We start from the raw sequence: 10,337 nt of genomic DNA on the forward strand, positions 1-10,337 counted from the left end.
ATGCCCGCATAGGTAAGAATGAACACGATGACGGAAAGGGTGGTCATGCGGCGGCCTAACTAATTTCATATCTGAGTTTCCGGAGCACTTTGCCGGAGGCTGTTGGCTAGGATTGGTGACGTTTTTCTCGGTTGTCCTCGCGATTAGTGGCACAATTTGCGCAGTAGAAGCCTCTTATTCATTAAGAACCTAAGGAGGTAGTTGTGGGTCCGACAGACGCACTGGCCGATAGTATCGCTGCATCTGAGTTTGAGTGGTTTGGGTTGGAAACAGCTGAATTCGAGGCAGTGGTGGCGGAGGCGAGCGTGAAGTTCCTGGGCTTTTGGAATGGTTCCGTCGCAAATTTTCACTATGGGTACAGTGGATCGAGCGATGTCCGATTGTCATGCAGCAAGGATGGTGAATTGCTCGGCGATGGACGGATTGGGACTGTAGGCATACCTCGCCTGTCGCTTGCGCATCATGTGGACCATCTCGATATACGACAGCGACACTGCCGCGCCTGCGAATGACCTGAAACTGAGCATCGGTCCGACGCGGCGCTTGATCCGCGGAAAGTTGATGAAAAAACCGATAACTCAACGACGGCTCAAGGCCGACCTCCCTCAGAACGGCATCCACACCCACCGATCTTGTCGAGATCCCCTGGTTGCGAAGCGGTTCCTTGAGTTGCGAGCGCCGCGCCTGAACGTGATCGGGGTAGATCTGTTCTCGTTACACAAACCATACCGCTTAGACTTGGTTATGGTTCCTGAATCAAGTGGTTCGGCTTTCCGAGACTGCTGGATAGATTACGCCGCTGCCACGGATAATTGCGCCGGGCGTCAGTCTCGCCGACTCGATTTTTTCGTCGTTCATGAGATGCAAAACGCTTTCGCCCGATGCAAGAAGATAATCCGACACAATTCGGCGATGACAGCGCCACCAGACGGCCTCGGCGCACATAATCGCGCATCGTCTTTCTCGCCCGAGAGCAACAAGTTTGTTCAGTCCGTTCCGAAATTCGCTCGATAGGGCATAGTCCGCGTAATTATGGAAATTCTGGTTTATCCAATATGCATTTGTTTCGGGGGGCACGTCGTGCGTTTTGGGGCGAAGCCCGCCTAGTTCAGCGATATACTCATATCCGATTTGAAACGGGCCGATGCTCTCCGGCAAGGTTTCCCTATTGTACTGAGGGTTGGCTCGAGACCGCGGAACGGTCCGGATATCTGCGATGACATCCACATGTGCCACCCCAAGCAAATGCACGAATTGTGGAATTGTTCGCGTCGAGTGACCTATCGTAAAAAATGGGAGGTGCATTTCAACCTTCCTTAAACCACTTGAACTCCGCGCCCCCAGCACACCGGGGCGGAGGCTATTGTGCAATCGTGGTGGGGCTGTGCACCCATCGAACTAGTGTCTGCCTCGTCTCGCTTAATTTGATCGTTCTGCGATGGATCAGTCTGCCCTTCTCAACTAATCGCGTTTGTCTCAAGGACGGCGACCATTTCACTATGCTGCTGCAATACCTCATCGACCAAGTGCGCGTCCTCTGTTGCTGTACCGGAATCGGTTGAAATAGGGTCGTCGGGTGTTTTCTTGGTGCTCATGTTTTCCTCCAGGACGTCTGCTTGGAGAACAGCAATGGACTGAATAAGTTCCGACAAACGCGTCCGGAGTTTGGGCGGGTTTGGCTGATTCAACGCAAACGAGAATGCGGGAAGGTCATCCAAGTTAGTTGGGCAATTGTCGGATTCGCTTCGCGGCAATCGCCTGATGTGAACGTCTCGCACGGTGCGACCCTCGACCAGACGCCGGAGGCGAATCCCGTGGCGGCGCTATGCACCGCCCGATCCACCACGTCGGCTCGGGCCACCGGCAGTGATTGATACATCTGGCCGTCGGAGGGACGACGCACATCCAAGGCGACATTGCTGCCGCTTGCAACCTTGCCACCGATGAAGTGACCGGACGGGATTGTCACGGTCTCAGGATCGAAATCGAGCTTATTGGTACTCCTTGTCATCCCAGTGCCTGGTTGGCCAACGCATAGAGCTGCAAGCCTCCAGTATTGACTGGCGGTGTAGGTCCACGGGCCATTGTTACGACCTCGCCGACTCCGGGCAGGCCCCGGCTTTCAAGCCAAGGCGAAAGCCCAGCGGAAACCGGAACATCAATGCGCAAGAATTCCGAGCCGTGGCTGGCGATCCAGGCTGCAATCACTGTCTTGGCGAAGCGTTCCTCGCGCGCACCGACCGGGCCGATGATATTGCCCCGTCCGAAACGGCGGAACAGAGACCAGGCGGCGATCTCCCCATCGCGCTCCAGGACGAGGCCCTGGCCGACATCGGCGATGGCGGTGAGCATCTCGGCTCTCGGCATGCCGGACATCCGTTCGTCAAGGGCAGTAATGGCATGCAAGTCGGCTTTGATCAGAGGACGCAGGCGACTTCCTTGCGGCATAGCTTCTGGCACGGTCGTGGAATTTGCCACCTGGTGCTGCCGCACCGCGCCTACGGGCGCAAAGCCGAGCTTTTCATAGAGGGGGAGGCCCTCTGCCGTTGCATTAAGAAGCACGGTTCGTGAACCGGCCTCTTCAAGCGCTGCATCCATCAGCCGCCGGCCTAGGCCACGTCCTCGCATGGCCGGGGCCACAATCACCATCCCCAGCCTGGCATAGTGATCGCCGAACGGCCACCAGATGATCGTGCCGAGCAGCTCGTCGCCGTCCAAAGCCGCAATGCTGCGACCAAGTCGCAACACGAGGCTCCAGTCTTCCTGGCGACGTGGCCAGCCGACAGCCGACGAAAGAGCTTGCGCCTTCGCCAGATGCTTGTCTTCCAGCCGCTTGATGGCGACGCCGCCCGATAAGGACATATTTTCTTGCTTCATGCTGTAATCGTCCTGGCTAGCCAGGTCTGGCGGTCCCAAATGAATCAAATCGCACCCACTTCTGCCCTGGAGCCGTCCAGTAGTCTGGAGAGCCGGAAGGGACCAGGGTCGACGCAAGGTATGTCGTTAGCAACGAGGTCCGCTGCCAGATGACCTGCCGCCGGTCCAATGCCGAAACCGTGGCCACTAAAGCCTGCCGCCAGGAAAAATCCCTCAATTCCCTCGACCGGCGAGATTACGGGCACCGCATCGGGCGTGCAGTCGACATAGGCGCCCCAGGATTCGGCTATTTCGATGCCTGCAAGCGCGGGATAAAGCTCCTTGACGCGGGCAAGGATGGCGGAAATCGCCCGGGGCTTCGGCTCCGGATCAAGGACACGGACATGCTCGAAGGGCGAGACCTCGTCCAAACGCCAGCTTGCCATCGCTTCCGGCCCCGCGACGAATGAACGGCCGATGCCAACCTCGACCGCCTTCAGGCGCTTGATGAACATCGGCAGGAATGCACGTGCATAGCGCAGAGCCTGCGGCGTAACTTCAAGCGTTGCCTTTCCGCTGATTGCGAGCGTGTAGCTACCATCAAGTCGCCGGGTCAGTACGCAATCCGGCGTGAAGAGTGCTTCAGTGACATTTGGCGCGGGTTTGGTGCGCAGCGAGCTCTGACGCACGCTCGTCTGGGGAAAGGAAATACCATGCCAACGGCAGAATGCGGAGGCCCAGGCACCGCCAGCACAGAGCACCGCTCCTGTCTTGATGAGTCCCTTTTCCGTGACTACGCCCGTAACCGCTCCATTGGTTATGTCGAGGCCGCGTGCAGCGCAATTTTGATGAATCGTCGCGCCAAGGACGCGGGCACCTTCGGCGAGCACCGGTGCTGCCCGTGCCGGGTCCGCCTTGCCATCGTCAATGGAATGCACGCCGCCAAGCCAGTTTCGCGTGCTGCCGGTGCTCGCCATCGCCGCTTCCTTTGAATTCAGCATGCGTGTATTGACATTGAACCGGCCGGCAAGGTCGCGCCATTTCTCCCATTCGCCAAGCTGCAAAGGATTGTCAGTGACGTAAACCAGGCCGCAGCGCCTGAAGCCAAGATCGCGGCCAATCTCCCCGGTCAGCGTCTCCCAAAGCCGTAAGGATAGACCAGCCAGCGGCAATTCCCGCTCGTCGCGGTTTTGCCGCCGGCACCAGCCCCAGTTGCGGCTCGATTGTTCGCCCCCCACGTGGCCTTTCTCAACAAGCGCAACCGAAAGGCCGCGCCTGGCAAGAAAATAAGCAGCGGTAGAACCGATGATGCCGCCACCGATAATGACAGCATCGGCGGTTGCGGGAAGTTTCTCGTCGCTTTGGATGCGTAGCATGGTAGGGGACATCAATTAAGGCCTCTGGTAGCCGATGTGTGGGACTGCAGCCTGCTGAAACGGGTCGGTCCCTCGCTGATCATCGATTGCGAAGCCACAAAGCGATCAGGTTCCTCGTCCGTGATGATGTCGAGGGTCAGCTCTATGTCGGCAATCCCCTGTCCACGAGCTTGCGCGGCGTTGACCACAGGCGCGGCCACTGCCATCGCTCGGGACAGTATGCGCGTGGCATCCAGGGTCTTGTAAAACAAGGTATGTTCCATGAACTGGAGTTGGCTGGCATCGGCGGCCAACATCACACGACCGACGCCATCATTGCGGGACCGGGATTGGCAGACATCAGCTCGATCCCGTCCTGTAGCCCTTCGACGCCCTGCGTTCGAGGCGACGGACGATAAGAGACAGAGGATATGTCATCACCAGATACATGGCGCCGACGATCAGGTAGAGTTGCATCGGCGTGTAGTATTCACTGGTCAGATCATGCGCACGCAACATGAGCTCCGGGGCAGAGATCAGCGAGGCAACGGACGTATCCTTCAGCAGTGATATTGCTGAATTTCCCATCGGCGGGAGAATGATGCGCAGGGATTGCGGCAGGATGATATGTCGCATCGTCTCGCTGCGGGTCATGCCGATCGCCTGCGCCGCTTCGTGCTGGCCGCGCTCAATGGCCTCAATGCCGGCCCGGTAGGTTTCGGCCATATAGGCGGCATAGTGGAGACCAAGGGCGATCACGGCCGCCTCGAACGCCGGCATGGTGATGCCGATCAGGGGAAGGCTGAAATAAATGAGGAAGAGCTGGGTGACCGTCGGGGTGCCACGTATAAACTCAATGTAGATCAGCGCCGGAGTGGAGAGCCAACGCTGCGGCGACCGCCCGGCCAAAGCAACGAGAAGTCCTGCGACAGCTCCAAGAACGTAAGCGGCGACCGCCATCTTCAGGGTATGTCCGGCAGCGACGAGCAGTTCCGGCATCCATTCGGCGGCAAGTGTGGTGAACTGTGTGAATGTCATCGCGCATACCCCTTGCCCATGCGCCGTTCGAGGGAGCGGGAGAGGTAGGAGAGCGGCAGGCTCATACACAGATAGAGGAGCGCCACCAGCAGATAAATCTCGGTGGCAAAGAAGGTTTCGGAAGCAAGACGGCCCGCGTTGAACATCATCTCCGGTGCGGCGACGGCCGATGCAAGGGACGTATCCTTGAGAAGGCCAATGGCAAAGTTGGCAAGTGGCGGCAGGACGACGCGCACCGACTGCGGCAGGATGATATAGCGAAAGGCCATGAGCCGCGTCATGCCAATGGTAAAAGCAGCTTCGCTTTGACCCTTGTTGATGGACAGGATGCCGGCCCGGAAGACCTCCGACAAATATGCGCCGCCGTGAACGCCGAAACCGATGATCGCGGCGGAAATGGCATCGAACTTGAGTCCGATGGTCGCCAACCCGAAATAGATGATGAAGAGCAGGGTTAGCAATGGGACCGCCCTGAAAACCTCCACATAGACATAGGCGATGCCTCGCAGGAGCGGCGAGGGGGAGGAGGAAAACCCACCGAAGACGATCCCGAGCGCGACGGAGACGACGAATCCCCCGGCGGTGCAGATAACGGTTGTCACCGCGCCCCACAACAGGACTTCAAGGAAATAGGGAAGGTATGTAAGCGCGGCGTTCCAGTCCATGCCAGTCATGATGGGAACGCCTGTTTGCCGAGAACCGCGCGCAGGAAGGCTTGCGTGCGCGGATGCGCGGGGGCGCTGAATAATTGATGCGGCGGCCCTTGCTCGACCACGAGCCCCTGATCCATGAAGATTACCCGGTCGGAAATCTCCTCAGCGAATTTCATCTCATGGGTGACGATGATCATGGTCATGCCCTCGGCAGCCAATTGCCGCATGACGTTCAGCACCTCTCCCACCAGCTCTGGATCCAACGCGGACGTTGCCTCGTCGAAAAGCATCAACTTGGGGCGCATGGCCAGCGCGCGGGCGATTGCCACTCGTTGCTGCTGGCCGCCAGACAGCATTTCCGGGTAGGCGTCGCGCTTGTCCGTCAAGCCTACCTTCGCCAGCAAGGACACGGCTTCGCCCTCGGCCTCCCGGGAAGATCTCTTGAGAACCTTGACTGGTCCGATCATAATGTTTTGCAGCGCGGTCAAATGCGGGAACAGATTGAATCGCTGGAAGACCATACCGATGCCTGCCCGCAGGCGGGCAAGCTCGCGATCTTCCATCTGGACATAGCGACCGCCCAGCAGCTTCTCGCCGATCAGTTCGCCGTCGACTTCGATGTGTCCGCCGGTGGGTTTCTCGATTTGATTGATGCAACGCAAAAAGGTCGTCTTGCCGGAGCCGCTCGGACCAATGATGGAGACCTTCTCTCCGCGGGTGATTTCGAGATCGATTCCTTTCAATACATCCAATGCGCCGAAAGACTTGCGCAATCCCGTGACTTTGACGAGCGGCTGCCTTGCCGTGCTGGTGGTGCTGCCGCCCGTTGCCACAAGATAAGATGAATCATTCATGGACGAGATTCCCATGTTTTAGATTACAAGGGCCCGGTGTGCGCGTCACACGTCACGAGGCGGCATCAACATTCCGAGTATCACCCGAACAGATTCGAATAATCCTTTGGGGTGTGGGCTCCCGGTCCCAGAATGTTACCGCTCTCGTCGCGATCGATACCCAAACGCGGGTTTTTCTTCGGCGCGACCAGGTAATCAGGATTGCTCATGCCGTTCCTGGAAAGGACTTCCGCATTGGTTTTGGATTTCCACAACCAGCTCACACCTGCATTGATCGCGTCAAACAATTCCTTGTTCTCCAGGCTCATGCCCATGACTGTGACGCCTTTTTCGGTGAGAAGCAGAAAACTTTCTGACTGACGGAGGGGCACCTGCTTCAGCTTCAGATCCGGGTTCTTCAGCAGGACGTAATCGACCTCCATGGCATCGAGCACAGCGAAATCGAGCCGACCCGCCGCCACGTCGCGAATGGCCCCGTCGTCTTTGTCGTACAGCTTCACTTCCCCGATATCGGGCAGCTTCTTCAGGTCGGACACGAGACTGTATCCCACACCCGTTCCGATGCTGTGTCCCTTGATGTCCTCCACGCCAATGCTCTCGGTGAAGGGCATGTCTTGTTTCATCAACAGAAAATAGCCGGCGTAATAGATCGCGTCGGTCAGCAGTACAGCGTCGGCCCGCTTTGGAGTCCACGACATATTTCCGCACATGATATCGGCGCGGCCGGTCTTGATGGCCTCTATGGTGGCAGACCACGACATCAGCGCTGGCTTCACGCCAAGGCCAAGACGCTTTGCAATTGCAACGATCATTTCCGCATCGCTGCCCATGATGGAGCCGTCCTTGAAGCCGGTCATCGGCATGGTGCCGCTCATGGCGATGGTGATGACACCATCTTCGACGGTCTTCAGCCCCGGCGACGAGGCCGCATACGCCTCAAAACCTGTCGTCAGAGCACATCCGGCGGCTACCCCGCCTCCTAGTGCAAGAAAGCCGCGCCGTGTCAGGCCGTTGACCTTGTGAATGTCACTCGTTGTCATGTCGTTTCCCTCTTTTGTTGTCTTCATTATAGCGAAGAATATTCAATTTAATGCACGGAATGATTGATGACGCAAGACGTCGGCCGATCAATTAATCTGCAAACGCCGCTATGCCCCAAATCGCTGTCCTCAGCATAGAATGGCCTGATGGCGGCAGTATTTGCGTTCATGGTGCGCTTGAACAGTGAGTTCATGCGCGCGCGCCACGTGCCAGACTTGCTCTTTCGGGAGCGAGAGTTTATTGATCAAATTCAGTAAACTGAACGAGGTGCAACGTGACTTTGAAGTCTTCTTTTCTTGTGGCCGTCGGATCGCAAGATCGAAGTTCTGAGCAGATCGGTGTCAAGCTTCGTCGTTTGCGAGCAGATCGTGAACTGACAATAGCCCAGCTCGCCGAGCAAGCCGGCGTATCGGCAGGCATTATCAGCCAAATCGAGCGTGGAAAATCAAACCCCTCAATCAAAACGTTGCAGCGCATCAGAGCGGCATTGGGGGTCAATCTGTGGGAATTTCTCGAGGGGAACTGGACGAGCGCCGATCAGACGCCTCAGGTCGCTCCCGAATCCCGGTTTATACGGCGCAAAGCTGACAGGACGCGAATTGTTGTCGGTGTATCGCGGCTTGCCAAGGAGCTCCTGTCCCCGAGCAGCGACCGCAACCTGCGTTTCATGATCATTACTCTTCCACCAGGAGGTGAGAGTGAGGATGTGATTATCGGGGAGGGGGAGAAGGGCGGCCTTGTGACGCAAGGGCATGTCGAGTTGTCCATCGGGCCGGACGTCTTTGACCTCCATGAGGGCGACAGTTGTCAGTTTCCCAGTAGTTTGCCACACAAAATATGCAACCGTACGCAGGAAACAGCTGTAATCATCTGGATCATCAGCGTTCTGAACAGTCATATATGATCAACGTCAATTCAATCGGGGCGATTGAAATGACTGTCCGGGATTTACCGGAACCGATGTCCCGTTAATCCGAAATCCGCACCCATATCCTGCTGCGTTGGTCTTGCTCGGGCCATTGCCACAATTGTTCGGATACGGCCAAGGTATAAACTGAGATTGCTGCAAATATCGGCTGTTCACCCTCTCGGGTGAGAAGGTTACGTTCCTGACATGGTATCTTCTGTGCAGGTCGTTTCAATGACTCCTGAGGGTCGATGGGATGCGCAAGACGTTGCTTTGCATAGCTTCCGCATGGATGTCGATCGCGGCCGCGCCTTAGCGGTGGATAGCTCCGATAGCATCAATGACGAAGAATGTGCGTTTCAAAATCCGATCCGACCCTGAGCGACGAGCCGTCACCAACCGCTGGTCGTGCTCGCAGCACGCTGTCCAGAAATCCTTTGTAAATATAAGCGTTGGGAGGAGGTAAACATGGCATGGATCGGACGAAAGAAGATCGCATTCATTCCGCTCTACCGGCCGAACGCTATGCCGCTACCGGACCAGATTCCCGCGGACTGGCCCAACCAGATCCTCCGGCGGGTCCTATTCGATCCGGACCCGACGATCCAAGCGGATCGATCGCTTCGCGCGTATATCCAGGCTGCCTCGTCGGGACGAGCTGACCTCGACGCAGTCGTGATGCCGATGCAGGTCCTCGACCAGCAGGATGTTCCGCCGGACGTTTTTGAGGGGCAGCTCGGTTCCCAGTTGCGAGACGAGGGATTCAACGCCGCGGCGCTGGTGATGCTGGGCCAGCCCCCTACCGGCCAGGGCGAGCTTGGTGGCTTCTGGGCGCGGTTTGATATGTCCGAGGCGCTCGGGGTCTGGGCCATGGAGCTTATGCACGTCCTCACGGGGTTTACCGACCTCTATACGTTTGGCGGCAACATGGGCCCCTTCGATAACATGGCCTGCGGTTGCGGCACCCACCCGTCTGCCTACACAAAGGCGGCGATCGACTGGCTGAATGCGTCTGCCATCGCAAAGCACACGGGTGGCACGGCAGAGTACGCATTGCACGCGGTGGGTCTCGACCAGCCGCCCCCGTCCGGAAGATGGACGGCCATACGCATCGGGTCAAAGGTCCCATACCTCATGGTCGAAGCACGGCTGATGGTCGATCAGTTTGAATCCAAAAGCCAGTTAGAGCCGGGCATTCCTAGCCAAGGGGTGATCGTTTACCGGGTTCAAACCTCCGATCCACATGGGATTGCGCAAAACGACATCGCTCCGATCCAGCTACTGACGCTGACGTCCGCTCAGAAGCCGACCGCGCTCCAAGTGGGACAGGCGTTCACATCGGACACGCACGTCACGGTCAGCGTGACCGGCACGATTCCGGGCGGTTTCCTGGTGGTCGTAAGACCACCCCTGGGAGGGTTACCCGTGCGAGCGCCGGTTACCGCGGTCGCGCGCAAGCCAGGACAGCTCGACATATGGGTGGTGGCCAAGGATGGTAAGGTTTGGAGCGCCGCCTGGTCGGAAGCCTCCGGCTGGAGCAATTGGTTCTCTCTGGATGCTCCTCCGGGCGGCTTTGCCGCGGGAGCGCCCGTTGCCGCAGTAGCACGCAAGCCGGAACAGCTCGACATTTGGG

Annotated in this window: 12 protein-coding genes and 2 pseudogenes; 2 read left to right on the forward strand and 12 right to left on the reverse strand. The window is 57.8% G+C overall.

The genetic code is table 11. The features are described 5' to 3' along the window. Positions 1-383: 383 nt before the first annotated feature. The 12 genes and pseudogenes from AAAC48_RS21080 to AAAC48_RS21135 all read right to left on the reverse strand — a co-directional run. Positions 384-551, reverse strand: a pseudogene (locus AAAC48_RS21080) (IS6 family transposase); the annotation flags it as partial. A 1-nt stretch (position 552) separates the two neighbouring features. Further along, positions 553-678, reverse strand: a pseudogene (locus AAAC48_RS21085) (ABC transporter ATP-binding protein); the annotation flags it as partial. 78 nt (positions 679-756) lie between these two features. Then, positions 757-1,305, reverse strand: coding sequence for a DUF488 domain-containing protein (locus AAAC48_RS21090; RefSeq protein WP_340656068.1), 549 nt, complete (start codon positions 1,303-1,305; stop codon positions 757-759). Between the two features lie 152 nt (positions 1,306-1,457). Beyond that, on the reverse strand, positions 1,458-1,595 hold the full coding sequence (locus AAAC48_RS21095) for a hypothetical protein (protein ID WP_340656069.1): 138 nt from the start codon (positions 1,593-1,595) through the stop codon (positions 1,458-1,460). 89 nt (positions 1,596-1,684) lie between these two features. Further along, entirely contained in the window at positions 1,685-2,011 is a 327-nt protein-coding gene (locus tag AAAC48_RS21100) for a hypothetical protein (protein ID WP_340656070.1), read from the reverse strand. After that, positions 2,008-2,877 (reverse strand): GNAT family N-acetyltransferase, encoded by an 870-nt coding sequence (locus tag AAAC48_RS21105; protein ID WP_340656071.1) that lies wholly within the window; start codon positions 2,875-2,877, stop codon positions 2,008-2,010. Before AAAC48_RS21105 ends, AAAC48_RS21100 begins: the two co-directional genes overlap by 4 nt. A gap of 44 nt (positions 2,878-2,921) precedes the next feature. After that, entirely contained in the window at positions 2,922-4,244 is a 1,323-nt protein-coding gene (locus tag AAAC48_RS21110) for an FAD-binding oxidoreductase (RefSeq protein ID WP_340656072.1), read from the reverse strand. Further along, positions 4,244-4,483, reverse strand: coding sequence for a hypothetical protein (locus AAAC48_RS21115; protein ID WP_340656073.1), 240 nt, complete (start codon positions 4,481-4,483; stop codon positions 4,244-4,246). The genes AAAC48_RS21110 and AAAC48_RS21115 overlap by 1 nt, the downstream gene beginning before the upstream one ends. A gap of 88 nt (positions 4,484-4,571) precedes the next feature. Beyond that, positions 4,572-5,249 (reverse strand): amino acid ABC transporter permease, encoded by a 678-nt coding sequence (locus tag AAAC48_RS21120; protein WP_340656074.1) that lies wholly within the window; start codon positions 5,247-5,249, stop codon positions 4,572-4,574. Further along, positions 5,246-5,923, reverse strand: coding sequence for an amino acid ABC transporter permease (locus AAAC48_RS21125; protein WP_340656075.1), 678 nt, complete (start codon positions 5,921-5,923; stop codon positions 5,246-5,248). The genes AAAC48_RS21120 and AAAC48_RS21125 overlap by 4 nt, the downstream gene beginning before the upstream one ends. After that, positions 5,920-6,735, reverse strand: coding sequence for an amino acid ABC transporter ATP-binding protein (locus AAAC48_RS21130; protein WP_340656076.1), 816 nt, complete (start codon positions 6,733-6,735; stop codon positions 5,920-5,922). The genes AAAC48_RS21125 and AAAC48_RS21130 overlap by 4 nt, the downstream gene beginning before the upstream one ends. Before the next feature lie 101 nt (positions 6,736-6,836). Further along, the gene (locus AAAC48_RS21135; RefSeq protein ID WP_340656077.1) at positions 6,837-7,796 is read right to left on the reverse strand and encodes a transporter substrate-binding domain-containing protein; all 960 of its coding nucleotides are present in this window, start codon (positions 7,794-7,796) and stop codon (positions 6,837-6,839) included. 275 nt (positions 7,797-8,071) lie between these two features. On the opposite strand from AAAC48_RS21135, the gene AAAC48_RS21140 reads away from it, so the two are divergent. Then, positions 8,072-8,701 (forward strand): XRE family transcriptional regulator, encoded by a 630-nt coding sequence (locus AAAC48_RS21140; RefSeq protein ID WP_340656078.1) that lies wholly within the window; start codon positions 8,072-8,074, stop codon positions 8,699-8,701. Positions 8,702-9,172: 471 nt separating this feature from the next. Further along, positions 9,173-10,337 (forward strand): hypothetical protein (locus tag AAAC48_RS21145; RefSeq protein ID WP_340656079.1); only part of this gene is annotated, 1,165 nt, incomplete at its 3' end.

Source organism: Phyllobacterium sp., assembly GCF_037994405.1.
In the GTDB taxonomy this organism is placed as follows: Bacteria; Pseudomonadota; Alphaproteobacteria; order Rhizobiales; family Rhizobiaceae; genus Phyllobacterium.

Coding starts and splice junctions, on each gene's coding strand:
- AAAC48_RS21090 (WP_340656068.1), bottom strand. CDS start 1,305: ATGCACCTCCCATTTTTTACGATAGGTCACTCGACGCGAACAATTCCA.
- AAAC48_RS21105 (WP_340656071.1), bottom strand. CDS start 2,877: ATGAAGCAAGAAAATATGTCCTTATCGGGCGGCGTCGCCATCAAGCGG.
- AAAC48_RS21100 (WP_340656070.1), bottom strand. CDS start 2,011: ATGACAAGGAGTACCAATAAGCTCGATTTCGATCCTGAGACCGTGACA.
- AAAC48_RS21120 (WP_340656074.1), bottom strand. CDS start 5,249: ATGACATTCACACAGTTCACCACACTTGCCGCCGAATGGATGCCGGAA.
- AAAC48_RS21125 (WP_340656075.1), bottom strand. CDS start 5,923: ATGACTGGCATGGACTGGAACGCCGCGCTTACATACCTTCCCTATTTC.
- AAAC48_RS21110 (WP_340656072.1), bottom strand. CDS start 4,244: ATGTCCCCTACCATGCTACGCATCCAAAGCGACGAGAAACTTCCCGCA.
- AAAC48_RS21095 (WP_340656069.1), bottom strand. CDS start 1,595: ATGAGCACCAAGAAAACACCCGACGACCCTATTTCAACCGATTCCGGT.
- AAAC48_RS21135 (WP_340656077.1), bottom strand. CDS start 7,796: ATGACAACGAGTGACATTCACAAGGTCAACGGCCTGACACGGCGCGGC.